This is a genomic window from Micromonospora sp. CNZ296 (assembly GCF_007827635.1).
Genome location: NZ_VISW01000003.1, coordinates 24,932 through 43,787 on the forward strand (window position 1 = coordinate 24,932; position 18,856 = coordinate 43,787).

At 71.5% G+C, this 18,856-nt stretch carries 21 protein-coding genes; 10 read left to right on the forward strand and 11 right to left on the reverse strand.

Annotated features, from left to right (window positions below; translation table 11 throughout):
• The first annotated feature begins 220 nt into the window (after nt 1–220).
• The 3 genes from FB455_RS05620 to FB455_RS05630 all read left to right on the forward strand — a co-directional run bounded on the left by FB455_RS05620 (nt 221) and on the right by FB455_RS05630 (nt 4,521).
• Nucleotides 221–982 (forward strand): ABC transporter ATP-binding protein, encoded by a 762-nt coding sequence (locus tag FB455_RS05620; protein WP_145752548.1) that lies wholly within the window; start codon nt 221–223, stop codon nt 980–982.
• Nucleotides 979–3,450: an ABC transporter permease gene (locus FB455_RS05625; protein ID WP_145752550.1), complete on the forward strand. Its 2,472-nt coding sequence runs from the start codon at nt 979–981 to the stop codon at nt 3,448–3,450. Before FB455_RS05620 ends, FB455_RS05625 begins: the two co-directional genes overlap by 4 nt.
• A 93-nt stretch (nt 3,451–3,543) precedes the next feature.
• Nucleotides 3,544–4,521 carry a phosphotransferase family protein gene (locus FB455_RS05630; RefSeq protein WP_145752552.1) on the forward strand — a complete coding sequence of 326 codons (978 nt, stop codon included), beginning with the start codon at nt 3,544–3,546 and terminating at the stop codon, nt 4,519–4,521.
• A 38-nt stretch (nt 4,522–4,559) separates the two neighbouring features.
• Here the strand turns inward: FB455_RS05630 and FB455_RS05635 are convergent, their stop codons facing one another.
• A complete protein-coding gene (locus tag FB455_RS05635; RefSeq protein ID WP_013474613.1) occupies nt 4,560–4,973 on the reverse strand; it encodes a nuclear transport factor 2 family protein in 414 nt (137 codons plus the stop codon).
• A gap of 96 nt (nt 4,974–5,069) precedes the next feature.
• On the opposite strand from FB455_RS05635, the gene FB455_RS05640 reads away from it, so the two are divergent.
• Complete coding sequence (locus FB455_RS05640) at nt 5,070–5,924, forward strand: aldo/keto reductase (protein ID WP_047890938.1); 855 nt, start codon at nt 5,070–5,072, stop codon at nt 5,922–5,924.
• 108 nt (nt 5,925–6,032) lie between these two features.
• Here the strand turns inward: FB455_RS05640 and FB455_RS05645 are convergent, their stop codons facing one another.
• Genes FB455_RS05645 through FB455_RS05655 form a run of 3 tightly spaced genes read right to left on the reverse strand, consistent with a single transcriptional unit; the run spans nt 6,033 to nt 7,384 of the window.
• A complete protein-coding gene (locus FB455_RS05645) occupies nt 6,033–6,839 on the reverse strand; it encodes an aminoglycoside adenylyltransferase domain-containing protein (protein ID WP_145752554.1) in 807 nt (268 codons plus the stop codon).
• Complete coding sequence (locus tag FB455_RS34210; RefSeq protein WP_186466379.1) at nt 6,826–7,161, reverse strand: hypothetical protein; 336 nt, start codon at nt 7,159–7,161, stop codon at nt 6,826–6,828. Before FB455_RS34210 ends, FB455_RS05645 begins: the two co-directional genes overlap by 14 nt.
• A gap of 13 nt (nt 7,162–7,174) precedes the next feature.
• Nucleotides 7,175–7,384 (reverse strand): hypothetical protein, encoded by a 210-nt coding sequence (locus FB455_RS05655; RefSeq protein ID WP_013285106.1) that lies wholly within the window; start codon nt 7,382–7,384, stop codon nt 7,175–7,177.
• A 115-nt stretch (nt 7,385–7,499) separates the two neighbouring features.
• Between FB455_RS05655 and mraY the strand changes: the two genes are divergently transcribed.
• Nucleotides 7,500–8,603, forward strand: coding sequence for a phospho-N-acetylmuramoyl-pentapeptide-transferase (mraY, locus tag FB455_RS05660; RefSeq protein ID WP_047890936.1), 1,104 nt, complete (start codon nt 7,500–7,502; stop codon nt 8,601–8,603).
• A 17-nt stretch (nt 8,604–8,620) separates the two neighbouring features.
• On the opposite strand, the gene FB455_RS05665 is transcribed toward mraY, so the two are convergent.
• Both FB455_RS05665 and FB455_RS05670 read right to left on the reverse strand, forming a co-directional pair.
• Nucleotides 8,621–9,109 carry a MarR family transcriptional regulator gene (locus tag FB455_RS05665; protein WP_225319448.1) on the reverse strand — a complete coding sequence of 163 codons (489 nt, stop codon included), beginning with the start codon at nt 9,107–9,109 and terminating at the stop codon, nt 8,621–8,623.
• Nucleotides 9,110–9,117: 8 nt separating this feature from the next.
• Nucleotides 9,118–10,365 carry an FAD-dependent oxidoreductase gene (locus tag FB455_RS05670; protein ID WP_145752557.1) on the reverse strand — a complete coding sequence of 416 codons (1,248 nt, stop codon included), beginning with the start codon at nt 10,363–10,365 and terminating at the stop codon, nt 9,118–9,120.
• A gap of 91 nt (nt 10,366–10,456) precedes the next feature.
• On the opposite strand from FB455_RS05670, the gene FB455_RS05675 reads away from it, so the two are divergent.
• Entirely contained in the window at nt 10,457–10,840 is a 384-nt protein-coding gene (locus FB455_RS05675) for a PadR family transcriptional regulator (RefSeq protein WP_013474617.1), read from the forward strand.
• Nucleotides 10,837–11,733 carry a hypothetical protein gene (locus FB455_RS05680; protein ID WP_145752559.1) on the forward strand — a complete coding sequence of 299 codons (897 nt, stop codon included), beginning with the start codon at nt 10,837–10,839 and terminating at the stop codon, nt 11,731–11,733. Before FB455_RS05675 ends, FB455_RS05680 begins: the two co-directional genes overlap by 4 nt.
• Nucleotides 11,734–11,818: 85 nt before the next feature.
• On the opposite strand, the gene FB455_RS05685 is transcribed toward FB455_RS05680, so the two are convergent.
• The 3 genes from FB455_RS05685 to FB455_RS05695 all read right to left on the reverse strand — a co-directional run bounded on the left by FB455_RS05685 (nt 11,819) and on the right by FB455_RS05695 (nt 13,800).
• Nucleotides 11,819–12,148, reverse strand: coding sequence for a cupin domain-containing protein (locus tag FB455_RS05685; RefSeq protein WP_013285113.1), 330 nt, complete (start codon nt 12,146–12,148; stop codon nt 11,819–11,821).
• 98 nt (nt 12,149–12,246) lie between these two features.
• Nucleotides 12,247–13,500, reverse strand: coding sequence for a formamidase (gene fmdA, locus FB455_RS05690; protein ID WP_013285114.1), 1,254 nt, complete (start codon nt 13,498–13,500; stop codon nt 12,247–12,249).
• A gap of 21 nt (nt 13,501–13,521) precedes the next feature.
• Complete coding sequence (locus FB455_RS05695) at nt 13,522–13,800, reverse strand: FmdB family zinc ribbon protein (RefSeq protein WP_114919853.1); 279 nt, start codon at nt 13,798–13,800, stop codon at nt 13,522–13,524.
• Nucleotides 13,801–14,009: 209 nt separating this feature from the next.
• Between FB455_RS05695 and FB455_RS05700 the strand changes: the two genes are divergently transcribed.
• Both FB455_RS05700 and FB455_RS05705 read left to right on the forward strand, forming a co-directional pair.
• Complete coding sequence (locus tag FB455_RS05700; RefSeq protein WP_123109540.1) at nt 14,010–15,185, forward strand: cellulose binding domain-containing protein; 1,176 nt, start codon at nt 14,010–14,012, stop codon at nt 15,183–15,185.
• 11 nt (nt 15,186–15,196) lie between these two features.
• A complete protein-coding gene (locus FB455_RS05705; protein ID WP_145752561.1) occupies nt 15,197–16,321 on the forward strand; it encodes a glycosyl hydrolase 53 family protein in 1,125 nt (374 codons plus the stop codon).
• Between the two features lie 24 nt (nt 16,322–16,345).
• Here the strand turns inward: FB455_RS05705 and FB455_RS05710 are convergent, their stop codons facing one another.
• A complete protein-coding gene (locus FB455_RS05710) occupies nt 16,346–16,750 on the reverse strand; it encodes a DoxX family protein (protein ID WP_145752563.1) in 405 nt (134 codons plus the stop codon).
• A gap of 113 nt (nt 16,751–16,863) precedes the next feature.
• Nucleotides 16,864–17,436 (reverse strand): hypothetical protein, encoded by a 573-nt coding sequence (locus FB455_RS05715; protein ID WP_013285119.1) that lies wholly within the window; start codon nt 17,434–17,436, stop codon nt 16,864–16,866.
• 140 nt (nt 17,437–17,576) lie between these two features.
• Between FB455_RS05715 and FB455_RS05720 the strand changes: the two genes are divergently transcribed.
• The gene (locus FB455_RS05720; RefSeq protein WP_145752566.1) at nt 17,577–18,758 is read left to right on the forward strand and encodes a zinc metalloprotease; all 1,182 of its coding nucleotides are present in this window, start codon (nt 17,577–17,579) and stop codon (nt 18,756–18,758) included.
• Nucleotides 18,759–18,856 lie beyond the last annotated feature (98 nt).

The window sequence follows — 18,856 nt, forward strand, 5'->3', positions numbered from 1 at the left end:
TCCGCGAGGAGGCCCACTACCCCGGCTGTGACCTGCTCAATCGCTCGGGCGGCGGGCGGCAGGTGGAACGGACGACGTGCCGGCAGGCGAGCGCCCGGGCCGGTGGTAGCGCCTGCTGTACCCGGATCGGGCAGCCCGCTGGATGGTCGCCGTTCCTCCAGGTCAATAGCGTTTCTGGTGCGCGCAGTTCCTGCCGATGACACGGAGAGAGGCCACCAGAATGCCGGACCATCCGGGACGCACCATCGAACCGGCGGTACGTGTCGAACAACTCACCCGCGTGTACGGCACCGGCCGCAACCAGGTGACCGCGCTCGCGGGCGTCGATGTCGGCTTCGGCCGGGGGACCTTCACCGCGGTGATGGGCCCCTCGGGCTCCGGCAAGAGCACGCTGTTGCAGATCGCGGCCGGGCTCGACCGCCCCACGAGCGGTCGGGTGATCCTCGGCGGCACCGACCTGTCCGGGCTGTCCGAGACGCGCCTGACCGAGCTGCGTCGTACCCGGATCGGGTTCGTCTTCCAGGCGTTCAACCTGATCGGCGCGCTCACCGTCGAGGAGAACATCGTGCTGCCCCTGCGTCTGGCCGGCGTCCGCCCGGACCGGACCTGGCTGACCCACGTGGTCGAGCGGGTCGGCCTCGCCGACCGGCTGCACCACCGGCCGGCGGCGCTGTCCGGCGGCCAGCAGCAGCGGGTGGCGATCGCCCGTGCGCTGGCCACCCGCCCCGAGGTGATCTTCTCGGACGAGCCCACCGGCGCCCTCGACTCGCGGACCGCGGCGGAGGTGCTGACGCTGTTGCGCGCGGTCGTGGACGAGCACGGGCAGACGGTGGTGATGGTGACTCACGACCCGATCGCCGCGTCGTACGCGGATCGGGTGCTCGTGCTGGCCGACGGTGCGATGGTCGCCGACCTCCCGCAGCTCGGAGCCGTCCGTATCGCCGAGCACCTGGCCTCGCTGGACGGGCGGGTCCTCCGATGACCGGCCTCGCCGCCCGCCTGCTGCGGCACCGCACCGGCCCCGCCGCCGCGACCCTGCTGGCCCTGATCGCCGGCGTGCTGATCCTGGTGGCGATGGGCACGCTCGTCGAGTCAGGGCTGCGGTTCCGCCCGGAGCCGCGGCTCTGGGCGAGCGCCGACGTGGTCGTCGCCAACCGCACGATCAGCCACACGTTCCGCGAGTTCGACGGTGACACCACCACGAGCACCGTGACGCTGCCCGAGGGCGGCACCGTGGACGCCGACCTCGTGGACCGGATCCGCCGGGTGCCGGGCGTCACGGCAGTCACCGGCGACCACGCGGTGCTGATCGGCTCACCCGCGGCCGTGGGACACGGCTGGGACACCTACGCCTTCACCGGCCGTTCCCTCGCCGCCGGTGCCGCGCCCCGGAACGACGACGAGGTGGTGGCCGACACCCGGCTCGGCGTGACGCCCGGCGACCGCATCGAGCTGGTCGTCGGCGGGATCAGCCGGTCGTACCGGGTGAGCGGAACCGCCGAGACCGGTTCGGCGGCGGTGTTCTTCACCGACGCGCAGGCCGCCCGCTTGTCCGCGCACCCGGGCCGGGTGGACGCGATCGGCGTACGGACGGCGCCCGGCGCCGACCTCGGCGCGGTGCGGGAGATCGCGTCGGCGGCCGGTGCCACGGCGTACGCCGGAAAGGACCGCGGGAAGGCCGAGCAGCCGGAGAACCAGGCCGCACAGAGGTTGCTGGTCGAGGCCGGGTCGGCCTTCGGGGGGTACGTCGTCCTGCTGATCGTGTTCGTGGTGGCCGGCACCATCGGGCTGTCCGTCCGGCACCGTCGGCGTGACCTGGCGTTGCTGCGCGCGGTCGCCGCCACGCCGGGGCAGGTGCGCCGCATGCTGGTCGCCGAGGCCACGCTGCTCGCCCTGGCCGGCTCCGCGATCGGCGGCCCGGCCGGCCTGCTGGCGGCCCGCTGGGTGCACGGCGAACTGGTCGGGCGGGGGTTCGTGCCGGCCGGCTTCCCGATGGTGGGCGGTCTGTTCGCGGTGCCCGCCGCCATCGGTACGGCGGTCCTCGTGGCGGTGGTCGCCGCGCTGATCGCCGCACGCCGGGTCACCGCCATCAAACCGATCGAGGCGCTCGGCGAGATCGCTGTCGAACCCCGGCGCAGCGGCCCGGTACGGCTGATCGCCGGCGTGCTGACGCTGATGGCGGCCGGCAGCTCCGGGGCGTTCACGCTCGGCGCCGCCGGGTCGGCCGGGGCGCTGGCCGGCGCGGTCGGCATGCTCTACCTGTTCGTCATCGCGGTGGCGCTGCTCGCACCGATGATCAACGCGTACGCGGCACGCCTGCTCACCCCGGTGCTGCCGCGGATCTGGCGGGCCGGCGGATACCTGGCCGCGGCCAACCTGCGGGCCAACGCGCAGGGCATGGCGACGGTCCTGACCGCCCTCGTGCTGTCCGTCGGGTTCGGCGGTTCGGTCTGGTTCCTGCAGAACAACCTGGAACGGCAGACCACCACGCAGAGCAGCGCGGGAACACTCGCCGAGCGGGTGCTCGTCGCTCCGGGTGGACTGCCCGCGGACGCGGCGGGGGAGATCCGCGAGCTGGACGGGGTGCAGGCGGCCACCGGGGTACGCCGCACCCAGGTCGTGGTGCGGGCGCTCGGCGGCATCGAGCCGGTCGGCGCGCAGTCCGTCGACCCGGCGGGCGTCACGTCGACGATGGACCTCGCCGTGCGCAAGGGCACCCTGGCCGACCTGCGCGCCGGCACCGTCGCCCTGTCCACGACGCAGGCGTCGTCGTCCGGCTGGGACGTCGGCGACAAGGCGGAACTCTGGCTGGGCGACGGCACCCCTGTCACGTTGGACGTCGTCGCGATCTACGACCGTGGCCTCGGCTTCGGCGACGTCACCCTGGCTGCCGGGACGGTCGCCGGGCACACCGCGGGGAACACCGTCGACGAGGTCCTGGTCCGCGGCGGCCCGGACGCCGGCACCGCGTTGGCTGCGTGGGCGGCGGCGCGGCCCGGCGCCGAGGTTCTCGACGCCGCCACCCGTACGCGCCTGCTCGGCACCGATCTGGCGCTCGGCGCCTGGCTGAACCGGCTGCTGATCGGCGTGATGGTCGGGTACGCGGCGCTGGCGGCGGCCAACACGATGGTGATGGCGGCGCTGGCCCGCCGCCGCGAGCTGGCGCTGCTGCAACTGGTCGGGGTCACCCGCCGTCAGATCCGCGGGATGGTCCGGGCCGAACAGGCCGGGTTGCTCGGCACGGCGGTGCTGATCGGCGCGACGATCGCGGTGCTGACGCTGAGCGCGATCGTCAACGGACTGACCGGCAGCCCGATCCCGTACGTGCCGCCGCTCGGGTGGGCGGCGGTGCTCGGCGGTACGGCACTGCTGGCGTTGGTGAGTACGGTGTGGCCCGTCCGGCGGCTGCTCAGTGCTCCGCCGATCGACAACATCGGCCTGAAGGAGTAGGACCGGCGGCGGGGCGGGTCCGGTGCGTCAACTCGGTTGTGCGCCGGTGCCCGGCCTGGCAGCCTGGCCGCTTCGGTCCGACGAGAGGCGGCCATGACGCGGACATTCCTGCAACCGGATGACCTGCACGACCTGGTGTCGGACCAGTTCGGCTCGGACCGGCGGCTCGCTGCCCTGGACCGGCTGACGGGCGGCACCAAGAAGGGCGTCTACCGGCTTCGGCTGGACGACCGGACAACCGTGATGCTGTACGTGTGGGCCGCGGGCGAGAACTACTGGCCGCCGTCACCGGCGGTCCCGGACGACCCGTTCACGGATGCGTCGGGTGCGGATCTCTTCGCCGCCGCCCACGCGGCGCTCACCGGGGCAGGAGTGCGTGTCCCGCATCTGTTGATGATCGACCGGGACGGCAGTCACCTCGACGCCGACATCGCGCTTGTCGAGGACGCGGGCGCGCTGCGGCTGGAGGCGTTGGTGGAACACGATCCGGCCGCTGCCGTCACGCCGCTGTCCGCGCTCGGTGACGCCCTGCGCCGCATGCACACGGCCTTCGGGCCGCACTACGGAAAGGTCGCGGCCATCGCCCGAGGTGAGGCGTCACAGACGCGACGCACCGAGGACGTGATCGTCGACCGCGCGCTCGGCCACCTCGACGCGGCAGCGGCCCGCGACGCCCGGCTGGCCGATGCCCACCACCGGGTCGCCGCCCACGTACGCCACCTCAGGAGCGCGGTCACCCCACGCGAGGAGTACGGGCTGGTGCACGGTGAACTCGGCCCGGATCACGTGCTCGTCACACCGGCCGGTGAGGCCGTCATGATCGATTTTGAGGGGCTGACGTACTTCGACGTCGAATGGGACCACGCCTGGCTGCAAATGCGTTTCGGCGAGACATACCCGGCGCTGCGCCCGGTCGCTCTCGACCCCCACCGGCTGGCGCTCTACCGATACGCGCAGACGTTGTCCTTGATCGAAGGGCCCCTGCGGATCGCGGACACCGACTTTCCGGATCGGAAGTGGATGCTGGATCTGGCCGAGTGGAACATCACCAAGGCACTCGCCGCGATCTGACGGCAGCCCGGCACCACGGGACCGTGCGCGAGGGTGTCTCAGCCGGCCGGACCGACGTGTGCCGCGAGCAGGCGCCACCCCTCGTCCTCGTCGAGGATCCACGTGCGCGTGTAGCGGACCCGGGCGACGAACGGCTCGCCGGCAAGGGTGCCTTCCAGCGTGCCGAGGAACCACGTCACCCCGGTGCCGCCGACGGCGAGCACGGCCAGGTCCTCCTCGTCGACCCGGGTCATCGTCTGCTGGCCGGATCGGTGCGCGTGCAGGTCGTCCTGCTTGGAGTAGAGACGGCCGTCAGGCCCGGTGAACACGAGGCGGTCGTCGATCAGCCGATCCAACTCCGCGACGTCGGAGGACAGCTGGGCACGTTGAAGACGCCGTTCAGCGGCGCGTAAGCCCTCGACCCCGGCGAGATCCGCGCCGCCGTTCCCCGTGGGAAAATCATCGTCGTTCACTGTAGATAACCTAACAGCGATCTCCGGGAACCGGTATCGGGCGGATGACCGCCTGTGCAGGTCAGCGGGGATGGCTAGGTTCGCCCGGTGCCCAACATGATTACTGCGGCGTCCGCAGGCACCTGGACGCTCGGCGACCTGACCGTCAACCGGATCGGATTCGGCGCGATGCGCCTGACCGGCAACCGCGGTGTGGCGAGCGACCGCGAACGCGTCATCGGCGTGCTGCGCCGGGCGGTCGAGCTCGGCGTCAACCACATCGACACGGCGGCGTTCTACTTCTCGCCACTGCGGTCGGCCAACGAGCTGATCAATACGGCGCTCTCGCCGTACGCCGACGAACTGGTCATCACCACGAAGGTCGGGCCGGGCCGCGACCCCTCCGGCGAGTGGCTGCCGCTGGCCCGGCCCGACCAACTGCGCGGACAGGTCGAGGAGAACCTGCGCCAGCTGGGCCGTGACCACCTGGACGTCGTCAACCTGCGCCAGAACGGGCTGGAGTCGGTCGCGGAGCACTTCGGCGCGCTGGCCGACCTGCGGGACGCCGGGCTCATCCGGCATCTCGGCCTGTCGAACATCCGTCCGCAGCACCTCGCGCAGGCACAGGCGATCGCCCCGGTGGTCTGCGTGCAGAACCCGTACGGCGTCGACACCCGACGTGTGCACGACCAGCTCGTGCGCACCTGCGGGGAGCAGGGCGTCGCCTTCGTGCCGTTCTTCGCGATCGCCGGCGACGGACGTGAGGCAGGTGGCGTGGCCGGCAACGAGGCGGTGGCGGCCGTCGCCCGGGCGCACGGGGCGACGCCGGCGCAGGTGCGCATCGCGTGGACCCTCAGCCGCGGGCCGCACATGCTGGCCATCCCCGGTACGGGCGACCCCGACCATCTGGTCGAGAACCTGGCCGCCGGGGCGCTGCGCCTGTCCCCCGAGGAACTGGCCCGGCTCGACTAGCGCGCCCTGCCACGAGTCCACGACCCTCGACGGAAGGTCTCACCCTTTGCCGGCAGCGGTTACGTCGGCGTTCCTGGCCGGGATGGCCCTGATCGCCGTGGAGGCCGTCTAGCTCGCCTGCTTCGTCGCGGCGTCGCAGTCCAGCTCGCGCCACTGCCCACCATCGGTCGGGGCCAGGATGGCGGCGCTGAGTTCGGTCACGAATGCCCGGACCTCGTCGAACCGGCCGGGATCGGTGTCCTGGCCGGAGTCGTACCACCAGTCGCGCGCCCAGGCGATGAGGTCCGCCCATCGAGGGCAGGCGGTGATGGTCTGCTCGGCGGCCTGCCGCTTGGACAGTTGCCGGCCATGGCGCAGGCGCTGGAACGCCCGGCAGAGCGTGAGCACCGCGTACGACTGGGCTCCAGGTGGGGTCATCTCGAGCACCCAGGCCGGCCAGTCGCGGACGTGGTCCAGCAGGGCCGCGCGGACCAGGCCGGGGTCGACGGCGGGGAGCAGCTCATCGGCCGGCGGTCCCAGCAGCGTACGGCCGTGGTCGTGCACGGCGGCCCAGGTCACGACGCGGTGGGTGGTGGCGGGCAACAGGTGCAACGACTCGCCGGGACTGATCCGGGCGATCACGTGATCCCGGCCGGGATCGGCGCGCACCGCGTCCAGTGACACGTACTCCACCTCGATCCGGCCGGCCCACTGCGGGTGCCGCCGGTCGAGGTCGGAATGCAGTTCGGCGAGTACGTCGAGGAGCTTCTCGTCCGGATCGTCGGTGAGCACCGCGAGCAGGTCGAGGTCGCTGCGGTTCGCGGCGAAGTCGCCTGCCACCAGCGAGCCGTGCAGGTACAGGCCCAGGAGCCTGCCGGCCAGCGCCCGGCGCCACGCCTCGCGGAGATCGGAGAGAACCATGTCAGGTGGGACCACCAGGTGATCCTGCGCCACGGCCCGCCTGGCCGCCATCGAGTAAGTCGACCCGTCCACGCCGGCAGTACGCCGAGGCTCGGCTGACCCCGGCATCAGCCACCTCGGACGGCACGCTTCTGCCATGGCAGTCATCGAGGTCGACAGCCTCGTCAAGCGCTACGGCGAGCACACCGCTGTGGACGGCGTCAGCTTCGCCGTCGAGCAGGGCGAGATCGTCGGCATCGACCCGCAACGCGACAACGGGAAGCTGCGGGAGCTGCTCGGCGCGCAGTTCCGGCGGCTCTCCGGCGGGCAGAAGCAGCGGCTGTACGCGCAACCGCATGCGCCGGTCGCGCCTACGTGCTCGGCGGGTTGCGGTGCCGCTCCGCGAGACCCGATGTGGCCTGCCGCTGCGCGTCGTGCCGGTGCTGGTCGGCGGCGGCCCGGCGGACCGCAGCCGAGTCCTCGTCCGACGGGCGCCTCGACCGGTCGCGCCGGGCGACGAAGACGACGAGCGCGAGCAACACCACCGCGGCCACCGCGAGCGACACCACAATCGTTCTCATGCCGTCGACGCTACGGCGTGCAGGCCAGCTTCGGCGTGGTGAAGCTCAGGGGCTGCTCCGTCCGCCTCCGGATGGCAAGCTCACGTGTCGTGATCGATGACTTTGTGGGCCGTCCGTGAGGGCGGTCATCGTCGCGGCCGCTGTCGCGTTCGTGATCTCCCTGTTCGGCACGCCGGTGGCGATTCGCGTCTTCAGCGCGCTGAAGGCCGGTCAGCCGATCCGGTCGATCGGGCTCGCCAGCAACGAGGGAAAGAAGGGTACGCCCACGATGGGCGGCGTCGTCTTCATCGTGGCGACAGTCCTCGCGTACGTCGCCGGGCATCTCGCCCTGACCACCCTGCCCGAACGGCAGATCGCGCAGGAGGGGCCCACCATGACGGCCCTGGTGCTGCTCGGGTTGTTCGTCTTCTGCGGCGCGGTCGGATTCTTCGACGACTTCCTCAAGGTGCGCCGGCGCAACTCCGACGGGCTGTCCGCCAAGGGCAAGCTGCTCGGCCAGGCGCTCGTCGGCGGCGGGTTCGGCGTGGCCGCGCTGTACGTGCCCAGCACCAACGGCCAGACCGTGGCCAGCGAGCACATCTCGCTCATCCGCGACATCAGTTGGCTGGACGTCGGCAAGGTCGGCGCGGTCATGGTCTTCATCTTCGTGATCACGGCGATGTCCAACGGTGTGAACCTCACCGACGGCCTCGACGGCCTGGCCACCGGCGCGTCGATCCTGGTGCTCGGCGCGTACTCGCTGATCGGCTTCTGGCAGTACCGGCACTGGTGCGCCGACGACGGGTACGCCCGCGTGAACGAGTACTGCTACCAGGTCCGCGATCCGCTGGAGATCGCCATGATCGCGGCAGCCGCGGCCGGTGCCTGCGTGGGCTTCCTGTGGTGGAACACGTCCCCGGCGCGGATCTTCATGGGTGACGTGGGCGCGCTCGGGCTGGGTGGCCTGATCGGCGGGCTGGCGGTGGTGACCCGTACGACGCTGCTCTCGATCCTGATCGGTGGGCTCTTCGTCATCATCACCACGACCTGGGTGATCCAGATCGTCTCGTTCCGGACCACCGGCAAGCGGGTCTTCCGGATGGTGCCGTTGCACCACCACTTCGAGCTGGCCGGCTGGAGCGAGTCCACCATCGTGGTCCGCTTCTGGATCGTGGCCGGTGTCTGCGTCGCGGCCGGCCTGGGCCTGTTCTACTCGGACTTCCTGGCGGCCGTGGGATAGCGACAGGAGACGCCGGTTCAGGTGGACCGCTGGGCGGTGTCGCCGTCGCGGAGGTGGTCCAACTCGGCGAGGTACATCGCCTGGAGGCGGTCGTGGTGCCGGACCAGCAGCCTGACCTCCTCGGCGCTGTAGCCCTCGACGAGCCGTTCCGCCCGCTCGGCGAAACGCTCGTACGGCCGTTCCAGGTCGGCGATCCGCTCCGGCCGTATGGTGACGACGACCCGCCGCCGGTCTGCCGGGTCGCGCTCGGTCGTCACGTAGCCGGCCTGCTGGAGCCGGCGGAGCATGCTGGTGACCGCACCGGTGGTGAGGTTGGTCCGCTCGGCGATCTGCCCCGCGGTGGCGGAGCCGATGTCCGCCAGGTAGTCGAGGCACTCCAGGTCGCTCACGGCGAGGCCCAGCCGCTCCGCGATGGCGTACCGGAACACCATGGACAGCCGCGACGTCTCCCGCCCGGCGCGCATGAGGTCGGCGATTGCGGAGGCGCGGGCCGAATCGTGGGACACGCGGGCAATCATGCCTCCGGCACTGTGACCCGGTGCAGCCGAGGTAGCACGCGGGTGAGCACCCAGTGCGGTGCGGCGGCGCCACCGGTGAGACGGTGCATCAGCCTGGCGGCGTTGTCGACGGCGTGGAAGGCGTACGGCACCATCTCGTCCTGGTATCCGGCGATCGCCTCCTCCACGGATGTGCCGTTCCGCCGGGCCTCGACCAGCCGGTGGCCGAGCAGTGCGGCGTCGCGCAGCGCGGTGTTGCCGCCATGAGCGCCGAACGGCGGCATGACGTGTACGGCATCGCCCATCATCGTCGCCCGGGGCACCGCCCACCGGTGCGGGCGCCGGCCGGTGGCGAACAGGTTGAGCACAGTGGCGTCCAGTTCCGCCGTGTCGACCAGCCGTCGGACGAGCGGGTGGAAGTCGATGCTCATCCGGGCCGCCACGTGCCACAGCGCCCGCAGGTCCCCGCGGACGCCTTGAGGCAGCTCGTCCCGCCGGAGCAGCAGTGCCCACATGACGTAGTCGTCGCCGGTGGGGGCGTAGCTGCCCGGAGCCAGGCGCGAGAACGCCTCCCGCGGGCTCTCGCCGAACCGCATGGAGGTGAAGAAGAAGGCGCTGCCGGGCCGGTCGGCGATGGACAGGACTCCGCTGGTGCGCAGCGCGTCCGGGATGACGCTTGCGCCGTCGCGCCACAACGGCGACCGGCCGTAGATGCCCGCCATCGGGGTGTCCGCCGGGTCGGCGTCCGGCATGAGCTGCGCGCGCAGCGCCGAGCCGACGCCCTCCGCGCCCACCACGACTGTCGCCGCGGCGGCGCTGCCGTCGGAGAACCGCAGCCGCAGCCCGGCCGGACCGCCGTTGTCCACCGCGACGGCGGCCCTGCCGTATTGGATGCGCCCGTCCAGCCCGGACTGCAGGATCGACCGCAGGGTCAGCCGGTCCACCTGGCGGGTCTCGTGCGGGTCGTCCTTGAAGGTGATCGTGAAGGCGTCCCGCAGCCGTCTGTCGGTGAAGCGCAGGTGCCCGCCGGGCTCGTCGCCGGTGGCCAGCGCCAGGCGGTACAGCGGGCGGGGCAGGCTCTCGCGCAGCGCCGCCAGCCCGTACCGGTCGAGGATGATCCGGTAGCCCTGCCGCCGGACGAAGGGGCCGGGATCCCGCTCGTAGACGTGCACGTCGATGCCGGCGCGCGTCAGGTACTGGGCCAGGCAGAGGCCGGAGAGGCCGGCGCCGGCGATCGCCACTGAGAAGTCGGTCGATGTGCTCATCCGATTACCTTAATCATTAAGATGATTTGGGCAATGGCCACTGTGAACAGTCACCTTGGACTGATACTCAAGTTGGTTGTATATTCGGCTCATGGGATCTGCTTCGCGTCCCGCGCTACGGGAACCGTCGTACTTCGTCCTCGCTGCCCTGCTCGGTGGGCCGCTCCACGGCTACGCCGTGATCAAGAGGGTGACCGAGCTGTCCGACGGGCGGGTGACCCTCGCTGCCGGATCGCTGTACTCGGTGATCGACCGGCTGCTCGGCGAGGAACTCGTCGCCGCCGACGGTGAGGAGATCGTCAACGGGCGTGCCCGTCGCTACTACCGGCTCACCGACGAGGGCTGCCGCGTACTCACCGAGGAGGCCGACCGGCTCGCCCAGGCCGCCCGGGTGGTCACGGACCGCCTGCCGCGCCGGGTCGCATCGCAGGCAAGTGCCCGTCAACCTTCTACCGTGAGGATCAGACCAGCATGAGTTCCGATGTCCTGGAGAGGCGTTACCGCATGCTGCTGCGGGCCTACCCGGCCGGCTACCGCCGGGAACGCGCCGACGAACTGATCGACACGTTGATCGGCGACGAACCCACCACCCGTCGCTGGCCCAGCGCCCGGGAGGCGGTCTCGCTCCTCCGGGGCGGCCTGCGGGTGTACGGCGGCAGCGCCGCGGCCCGTCCCACTGCCGTGCTGTTCTGGCAGGGCATCCACCTCGGCGCCCTGGCGGTGCTGGCGCTGGGTGTCCTCATCGGCCTGGACGACATCGTCGAGGCGTTCCGGTACGGCGGACTCTCGGACCCGGTGACCGTCCTGCGCAATCAGGGCGTCCACGAGGTCGTGCTGATCGCGGCGCTGGTGGCGCTCGTCGCCGGCCGTGCCCGCACCGCCGCCGTCCTGGCTGTTGCCGGGGCGGTGGTGCCGAGCCTGATCTCCCCGTACCTGTTCCTCAACGGCCTGCCGCAGTGGTGGGCACCGGTTGTCGCCACGCCGCTGATCGTGCTGGGCCTGCGGCGGCCGGCGGACGTGCCGCCGGCACCTCGCGCCAATGCCGTCCTGGTCACCGCCGGAATCCTCGCCCTGCATCTGATCCCCGCGGGTGGCCTCCGCATGGTCGACGCGGTCCCGCGGATCGTCGCCGCCGCCATGGTGATCGCCGGGGTGGCCGCCTTCCTGTGGGTGGCGACCGCCGACCAGCGACTGCTGATCGCGGTCGTCCCGACTCTCCTGCTGGGCACGCTCCACCAGCTGGACAACGCCGGGTTGACGGAAGAACTGCTGCGCCGGCCGGACGCCCTGCCGTCCCTGGCCGTCGCGGTCCTCATGGCGGTCGGCGCGATCGTCTCGACCCGGTTGCGGCAGCGCACCCGCGCCTGACCGGCGGACGGGCGGCCCGGCCCCGGCCGGACCGCCCGGCAGGGGCCACTCCGTCATCGAAGCCCGATGAGGACGCGTGCGGTCGTCAGCGCTTGGCGACGGTGAGCAGCACCGCTGAGTCCTCGAGCGCCTCCAGCGTGTGCCGGCGGTCCGGCACGATCAGCAGATCGCCGGGTGCGCCGTCCCAGGACGTCTCGCCGGCGCCGAGCCGGACCCGGCCGTGCAGGACGTGGACGGTGGCCTCGCCGGGATTCTCGTGCTCGCTGAGCATCTGCCCGGCGGTCAGCGCGATCAGCGTCTGTCGGAGCCTGTGCTCGTGACCGCCGTAGACGGTGGAGCTGCTGCGGCCGCTGGAGGAGCCGTGCGCGAGCTTCAGCTGCTCGCGGGCCAGTGCGGTCAGGGATGACTTCTGCATGAGGTGTCCCATCTCCTCGTCGCGCCGGGCGCGATCCTCGTCCGGGAACCGTAGCGCGGCCGCCCGTCGCCGAACCGCCGGCCCTCGGGGGCACCTGCCTACGGCATGGTGGCCTTCGGGGCGCCCTTGCCCGGATCGATCCGGGTCGGACCGGAAGCCGAGGGGCGGATGTCGAAGTCGAAGATCTCGGTGGGCAGGTAGACGGTCGCGCAGGAGTTGGGGATGTCCACCACGCCGGAGAGCCGGCCCTCGATGGGTGCGGCACCGAGCAGCAGGTATGCCTGTTCCGGCTGGTAGCCGAAGCGGGTCAGGTAGTCGATGGCGTGCAGGCAGGCGCGCTGGTAGGCGAGCTGCGAGTCGAGGTACCGCTGTTCGCCGTCGAGGGTGACCGAGAGCCCGGAGAAGGCCAGCCACTGGGAGAACTGCGGCGGGGTGTCGCCCGGAATGAAGATCGTGTTCTCGGCGACGCCGTACGTCTGCATGCCGTTCTTGATCAGGTCTACGTGCAGGTCGACGAAGCCGCCCATCTCGATGGCGCCGCAGAAGGTGATCTCCCCGTCGCCCTGCGAGAAGTGCAGGTCGCCGAGGGACAGGTTGGCTCCCGTCACGTACACCGGGTAGAAGACCCGGCTGCCGACGGTGAAGTTCTTGATGTCCTGGTTCCCGCCGTTCTCCCGGGGCGGAGCGGTCCGCGCCGCCTCCGCAGCGACCCGGTCGAAGTCGGCGCCGGTGAGGCTGCCGAGGATCGCGTCCTGCGGCTCGGGGGGCAGGGCCAGGGGCGGCACCCGGTCGGGCGCGGTGGCGATCAGCGCCCCCTCCCGCTGGTTCCAGGTCGCCAGCAGCGACGCGGACGGGGCGGTGCCCATCAGCCCCGGGTGGGAGATCCCGGTGAACGAGACCCCGGGGATGTGCCGTGAGGTGGCCTTGTGGCCGGTGAAGTCCCAGACCGCCTTGTAGGCGTCGGGGAATTGCTCGGTCAGGAAGCCGCCGCCGTTGCCGGTGGGGAAGATGCCCGTGTAACCCCAGCCCTGGCCGGCCAGCGGACCGGACTCCTGCGGGATGGGGCCCATGTCGAGGATGTCGACCATGAGCAGGTCGCCCGGCTCGGCGCCCTCGACTGCGAACGGGCCGCTGAGAGCGTGGACCCGGGTCAGCGGAGCGTCCCGGATGTCCTCGGCGGAGTCGTCGTTGTGGATCGCGCCGTCGAACCACTCGCGGCAGTGGACACGGAAAGACTGTCCGGGCCGTACCGTCGCCACGGGCGGGACGTCGGGATGCCAGCGGTTGTGCCCGACCTTCTCCTGGTCGGTGAACCTCTTCGTGGAGTCGAGGGGGAACAGCAGTTCAGGCACGGCGTTGAGCCCTTCTCGTGGTCACCATCGGGGCAGGCGGGCGTGGGCCGGGTTCGTCGAGTGACGCGCCGGGCGACGGCCGGGCACGCGCCCGACCACCTCCGGCTGTTCCGCGCTGCGCTCGGTCCGGTCCACGGCCTCGCGCAGCGCCGCCGGTATGCGGGTGAGTCGGGGCGCGGAGAACACGCGTGTCGCCGGAGACCCGCATCGGGGGCAGTTCGTCGACGGGCCCGCGGTGCCGACCGGCATCGCGACATCGAAGCTGCCGTCCTGCGCGCAGCGGTACTCGAAGGTGGCCATCGCCGCTTCCCGTCCAGCCTTTCGTGCGTGCGGTGGCCGTTCCGCAGCGGCTCACCCTGTCTATCCGATTGTGACCGATTGCTGACATAAGTGGCGCAAAACGACGAATGAAGCGAGGTCGCGCCTCGCGGCGGCCTGCGGGGCCGTGGCACCGGCCGAGGTGTGGGACACGTTGGCGATCATCGATGTATGGCGGGCATTGTCGACCTATGGCTGCCGTCTTCTCGTCCTCGCTGTTCCGCCGTCTGCGGCCGGGTCTGACGGCCGCGGTCGTGCTGTCCACGGCAGTGCTCGGTGCCGCTCTGGCCGTCGCGCCGTCGGCGGACGCCGGCACCGCGTACCCCGCTGTCGCCCCGGCGCCCGGCGGCGCCGCGGTGCCCGCCGCGGAGCCGACCGGGACGGCGGCGCCGCCCACCTCGACGCCCAGCACGCCCAGCACCACGCCGTTCCCGCCGAGCGCGCCCACGAACCTGACCGCCACCCAGGTACGGACCACGTCGGTCACCCTCACCTGGACGGCCGCCAGGCCCGGCTGCTGCCCCGTCGCCGGGTACGACGTCACCTACTACCAGGCGTTCGACGACGTGGTCTACGGCATCAGCCTCGGCGACGTCACCTCCACCACGATCACCGGCTACATCCAGCCGGGCCGGCAGTACTCGTTCCGGGTGTCGGCCCGGGACGGGTCCGGGCGCCGATCGCCGTCCACCGACGCGCTGACGGTGGTCACCCCGGTGACCGACACCGGCCCGGACACCACCCCGCCGAGCGCGCCGCAGAACCTCACAGTCGGCGAGGTGACCGCCTCGACCGCCACGCTGTCCTGGTCGCCGTCGACCGACGACGCCGGCGTGCTCGGGTACGACGTCTACCGGTTCGACGGCTGGTTCACCTCGACCCGAGTCGCCACCGTGCCGGGCACCACGTACACGGCGCCGCTGCCCCCGTCGACGCCGCTGCGCAACCTGTACTACGTGCGGGCCCGGGACGCGGCCGGCAACGTGTCGATCGCGTCCAACACGGTCACACTGCCGACGACGTCCACGCCGCCGCCCCCGCCGCCCTCGACCTGCCGGGTGACCTACCGGAACCAGTCCGAGTGGCCCGGCGGTTTCGTGGCCGCGGTGACGGTCCAGAACACCGGGACGACGTCGGTCGACGGCTGGATCGTCACCTTCGGCTTCCCCGGGGACCAGCACGTCACCACCGCGTGGAACGCCACAGTCGGCCAGACCGGCGCCGCCGTGACCGCCCGCAACGCCGACTGGAACCGCGTCATCGCGCCGAACGGCTCCGCGACCTTCGGCTTCCAGGGGCGGTGGAGTGCGAGCGACGCGCCGCCGACCGGCTTCTCGCTCAACGGCGCCCCCTGCACTGTCGGCTGAGAGGAAGTCTCGTGAGCACACCCCACCGCCGCCGCGCCCTCGCCGGGGCCGTCACGGCCGTCGCCCTCGCCGTCACCACCACATTCGGGGGTACGCCCGCGCCCGTCGCCGCCGCGAACACGCTCAGCATGCGGGGCGCCGACGTCTCCTCGTTGCAGCGCAGCCTGGATCTGGGCGCGAAGTACTACGACGCAGGCGGGGTGGCGCGCGACGCGCTGGACATCCTCAGGTCCGTCGGTCTCAACTACGTCCGGCTGCGCGTCTGGAACAACCCGGCCAGCGGCTACAACAACAAGAGCAGGGTGCTGGCCCAGGCGCGCGTGGCGAAGGCCAAGGGCCTCAAGGTGCTGATCGACTTCCACTACTCCGACACCTGGGCCGACCCGGGCAAGCAGTACAAGCCCGCGGCCTGGGCCGGGCACAGCCTGAGCCAGTTGCGCAACGACGTGTACGCGTTCACCTACGACGTCTGCGCCGCCCTCCGCGGGCAGGGCACCCTGCCGGACAGCGTGCAGATCGGCAACGAGATCAACGTCGGGATGCTGTGGAACGAGGGGAAGGTCGTCAACAACGACTTCGCCCCGCTGGCCGGCCTGCTGAAGCAGGGCTACAACGCGGTGAAGGCCTGCGGCGGCGGCATCCCCGTGATGATCCACACCGCGAACGCCGACAGCAACGCCAACGCCCGGTGGTTCTACGACGGCATCCGTGCCCAGGGCGTGCAGTGGGACATGACCGCCCTGTCGTACTACTGCATGTGGCACGGCAGCCTGGCGAACCTCTACAACAACATCGTCGACCTGCGGAACCGCTACGGGAAGCCGGTGGTGATCGTGGAGACCGCGTACCCCTTCACCCGGGACAACGCGGACAGCGAGCCGAACGCCATCGGCGACGCGACCTGCGACGGCATCGGCGCGACCTGGGCCGGGCAGGCCCAGGAGTTCGACTGGGTCCAGAACACAGCCCGCAACGCCGGCGCGATCGGTGTCTTCTACTGGGAACCGACCTGGTACGCCGTCAGCGGCAACGGCTGGGATCCGGCGAACATCAACGGCACCGGGAACCAGTGGGACAACATGGCCGTCTTCGACTGGTCCGGGCGGGTGAACCCGGGGGTGCGCTGGACGCCCTGACGGGCCGGCCGGCGCACCCCCTGATCAGCGCCCGAGGAGCGAGCGGATCGTGTGGCGGCGGCCCCACGCGATGAACACGAACAGCGCGAACAGCACCACGGGCGTGAGCACCAGCGCGCCGCCGTGCAGGATGAACGCCTGGGTGACGGCGGCGCCGACCATGAGCAGCGCGAGCCCGACGGCGGCCAGGCCGGCCAGCCGAGGCACGAGCAGCCCGATGCCACCGGCCAGCTCCAGCAGGCCGACGAGATAACGGAACCAGGGCGCGGCGCCCATGTCCTCGAAGGTCTGGACCGCGTTCGTCTCGCCGAACAGCTTGGGGCCGGCGGAGGCGACGATGAGGAAGACCCCGAGGACGATTTGCAGCGCCCACAGCGTCCGGTGCAACCCGCGCGCGACGGGCGGGGGAGTGGTGTCGACGACGGTCATGGTTCTCGTCCCTCCTGGCGGTCTGCCGGTTTCCCGCATCCGATCGGATACACCAGGTCAGACCGGCCGGGGCGCATGAACTCATCGCGCCGGAGAGGGTACGAAGTCCAGAATCAGCTGCCGGAGGACGCGGGCTGGTGGTTCTCAGGGGATGCGAGGCGCTGCTGCAGGCGGTCGGACTGGGCGACTGATCCGCCGCTCACGCCCAGGCCGCGCCGAGCCGCGTCATAGAAGCGATCACGGCACGCGTTGGCCTGCTGGTAGACGTCGGTCAGCGGCTCGGTGGTCTCCCCGACCTCGCGGGCCCGGTGCTCCAGCTGCCAGACCGCCTCGCGCCAGTCCTGCGCGGCGGCGACTGTGGCGGCATCCCCGAGCAGCAACAGGCGTTCCCACGCGAGGGTGTGCCTGATGTCCGCGTCGGCGAGCCGGGGCAGTGCCGCGGCCTTGTCCAGCCCTGAGCGGTACTTGTCGCCGTCCGCCGCGGCCAGGACCCGCAGTGAGATCGCCTGGATCTCCTTGAGGACCTGCGCGAACTCGCCGTACGCCTCCAGTCGTCGTTCGTCCCACCGTACGGATTGACCACGCTTCCACTGACTCCTGGTGGACAGGAAGGTCACCAGACCCGTACCGAGGGCGCCGACGACGACACCGAGCAGCGCGGGCAACTGTGAGACGAACGCATCCATCGGCGCAAGCGTGTCATCCGGCGTCAACAGTTGATCCGGCCCGGGTCGGGGCTTTACGGCCGTACCGCCGGGTCGTGGTTGTGCCGGGCGTGAGCGCGCGTGTCCCACTGCCGCCGCCTGTCCGGCCGTACCATCTCCTGGTGAAGCTCCGCCGTCGGCTGGTCGCCGTGTCACTCCTCCTGGCGGTGGAGGCGACGGCGTTCGCGCTGCTCGTCACCGAGTCGGTGATGGATGCGATCGTCGCCGCCGGCCTCACCTGCGTGTCGTTGTGGCTGCACGTCGTCCTGCACGAGTGCGGTCACCTCGTCGTGGCGAAGCTGCTGCGCCTGCCGGTCATCGCGGTCCGTGTCGCGCCCTTCAACGGCTGGCGCAACGAGGTGTCGGTCCGGCCGTCGCCGTCGATGACGGCGTTACCGCTGCGGATGGTGCTGTTCTATCTCGGTGGCCCGCTGGCCAACCTGTGCGCCGCGACGGCACTCGTCGTCGCGTCGGCGTCCACCGGTACGGCGTTGACGCGGTTGACGCTGCTCGGCGCCGCGTTCGTCGGGGCGCTGCTCGGCCTGACCAACCTCGTTCCGGGGCGTTCGACCCACAGCGACGGCCACAACCTGCTCCGCTGGCTCCGGGCTCCGGCAGCCGCCCGCGAAGGGCTGCGGGCCGGCTACTACCAGGAGGAGGTGGTCAGGGCGCTGCGGGCGGTCGCCCGAGCGGGTGGTGACGTCCACCGGGTCGGGATTCAGGCCCGCGACGGCAGCGATCCGCTCCTGGCCCTCGCTGCCTACCAGCAGAGATTGAGCGCGGGACACACGCAGTCGGCGGATCTGGTCGAGGAGGCCGAGCGGCTCGCGGCGCTGGCTCGCGCGGGCGGCACCGATCCCGCGGCCGCCGCGGCGATCGGCCAGATGCTGAGCCTCCAGTTCGGGATGTGGTACCTGTACGCCGCAGTGGTGACCGGCGCGCCGGTGGAACGCCGGGAGGTGCGGGAGATCTCGGAACTCGCCCGGATCGCCGCCCGGACGCAGCCGCGAGCGTTGTCCGCCCGGATCGTGATGAGCCTGGCTCACCTGCTCAACCAGCGGCCCGAGGATGCGCGATCGCTGCTTCTCGACGTCCGTCCCGGCGCCGAGCCGCGCGACCTCTGCGCCGTCGCGCTTCTTCTGCGGGCGGCCGCCGAGTCGTATCTCGGAAACCCCGCCGAGGCGGATCACCTTCTCCGCGCGGCCGGGGGCGACTACCCGCAACTGGCACAGCTCGTGGCCGCGATCCGGGCAGCCGATCCGGCGCCGCCCCTGTTCGCGCCGGCACCGATGGCCGGCGCCTGACCGCTCGACGAGCCGGTGGCTCGTCGGCGTCATGATCTGATCGGGCGTTTTCTGCGGTGTTTCCGTTACGTCGACACACCGCTACTTGCATTGATTCC

What these genes read in the sequence shown, in the direction of transcription:
- FB455_RS05620 (WP_145752548.1), top strand. Translation starts at nt 221, where the DNA reads ATGCCGGACCATCCGGGACGCACCATCGAACCGGCGGTACGTGTCGAA.
- FB455_RS05625 (WP_145752550.1), top strand. Translation starts at nt 979, where the DNA reads ATGACCGGCCTCGCCGCCCGCCTGCTGCGGCACCGCACCGGCCCCGCC.
- FB455_RS05630 (WP_145752552.1), top strand. Translation starts at nt 3,544, where the DNA reads ATGACGCGGACATTCCTGCAACCGGATGACCTGCACGACCTGGTGTCG.
- FB455_RS05640 (WP_047890938.1), top strand. Translation starts at nt 5,070, where the DNA reads ATGATTACTGCGGCGTCCGCAGGCACCTGGACGCTCGGCGACCTGACC.
- FB455_RS34210 (WP_186466379.1), bottom strand. Translation starts at nt 7,161, where the DNA reads ATGCGGTTGCGCGTACAGCCGCTGCTTCTGCCCGCCGGAGAGCCGCCG.
- FB455_RS05655 (WP_013285106.1), bottom strand. Translation starts at nt 7,384, where the DNA reads ATGAGAACGATTGTGGTGTCGCTCGCGGTGGCCGCGGTGGTGTTGCTC.
- FB455_RS05670 (WP_145752557.1), bottom strand. Translation starts at nt 10,365, where the DNA reads ATGAGCACATCGACCGACTTCTCAGTGGCGATCGCCGGCGCCGGCCTC.
- FB455_RS05675 (WP_013474617.1), top strand. Translation starts at nt 10,457, where the DNA reads ATGGGATCTGCTTCGCGTCCCGCGCTACGGGAACCGTCGTACTTCGTC.
- FB455_RS05680 (WP_145752559.1), top strand. Translation starts at nt 10,837, where the DNA reads ATGAGTTCCGATGTCCTGGAGAGGCGTTACCGCATGCTGCTGCGGGCC.
- FB455_RS05685 (WP_013285113.1), bottom strand. Translation starts at nt 12,148, where the DNA reads ATGCAGAAGTCATCCCTGACCGCACTGGCCCGCGAGCAGCTGAAGCTC.
- FB455_RS05695 (WP_114919853.1), bottom strand. Translation starts at nt 13,800, where the DNA reads ATGGCCACCTTCGAGTACCGCTGCGCGCAGGACGGCAGCTTCGATGTC.
- FB455_RS05700 (WP_123109540.1), top strand. Translation starts at nt 14,010, where the DNA reads ATGGCTGCCGTCTTCTCGTCCTCGCTGTTCCGCCGTCTGCGGCCGGGT.
- FB455_RS05710 (WP_145752563.1), bottom strand. Translation starts at nt 16,750, where the DNA reads ATGACCGTCGTCGACACCACTCCCCCGCCCGTCGCGCGCGGGTTGCAC.
- FB455_RS05715 (WP_013285119.1), bottom strand. Translation starts at nt 17,436, where the DNA reads ATGGATGCGTTCGTCTCACAGTTGCCCGCGCTGCTCGGTGTCGTCGTC.